Source organism: Pelomonas dachongensis (assembly GCF_043555865.1).
Taxonomy (GTDB): Bacteria; Pseudomonadota; Gammaproteobacteria; order Burkholderiales; family Burkholderiaceae_C; genus Pelomonas; species Pelomonas dachongensis.
Map to the genome: position 1 here is coordinate 1 of NZ_JBIGHY010000033.1, position 963 is coordinate 963.

1 pseudogene is annotated in these 963 nt (G+C 69.7%); it reads right to left on the bottom strand.

The features are described 5' to 3' along the window. Positions 1-946 (bottom strand): annotated as a pseudogene (locus ACG02S_RS26190) (hypothetical protein); the annotation flags it as partial. Positions 947-963 lie beyond the last annotated feature (17 nt).

A 963-nucleotide genomic window follows, 5' to 3' on the forward strand; every position in this document is an offset into this window, starting at 1 on the left:
GTGCACCGGTGACGTTGATAGCCGCGTTCTGGCTGATCGCACCGCCGCTGGTCAGTGCCAGCGAGCTGACGGTGCTGCTGCCCAGCGCCAAGGCGCCAGCGCTGCGCAGCTGTGTCGCGCCGCCGGTCATGCCGACCGCGCCGGTCCAGCTGTTGCCGCTGTTCGTCAACGTGATAGCCGCGCTGCCGGCATTGAAGCTGCTGGTGCCCGTAACGCTGAGCGCGCCGGCCTGCGAAATGGCATGACCGCCGCTGTTCGCGACGAGATTGCCGGTGATCGTGCTCGTATCCAGGATCAGCGCATTGCTGTTGACCAGGGAAGTCGTGCCGCCCGTGAGGCCGACTGCGCCGCTGAAGGCGTTGGCGGTTTGGTTCAGCGTGATGGCAGCCGTGCCCGCATCGAAGCGGCTGGTGCCTGTGACCACCAGCTTGCCGGCGGTCTGGCTGATCGTGCCGGCGGCGGACTGCACGTCGAGCGAGCCGCTGGCCGTCACGTCGTGAGCCAGCGCCACGGACTGGCCGCGCACCGTGACGTCGCCGCCCTTCAAGGTTCCGAAGGTGCTGAACGCGCCGCCAAGGCTGGACAGCGTCAGCGCTGCGGTGCCGGTGTCGATGTCGCCTGTGCCGGCCGGCAGGAACAGCGTGCCGCCCGCTTCCAGCACGAGCGCGCGGTTGGCGGGCTGCGTCAGCGCGAAGAGGTTGAGGTCGTGCGCACTGCGCAGCGACACCGCGCCCCCGGTGGCCGTGATGGCGCCTTGCAGGTTGTTCAGTGCCTGCCCCAGCGTGATGGCCGCCGTGCCTGCGTTGAGCGTCGTCGTGCCGGCCAGCGTCAGCGCGCCGGTCTGCGTGATGGCGCCGCCGCTGTTCGCATCGAGTGTGCCGCCGACGTTGCCTTGCCCCAGATTCAGCGCGGCGGTGGCGTTGACCGTCAGGTTGCCCGTGCTCAACGTGCCCAGCGTCAGCG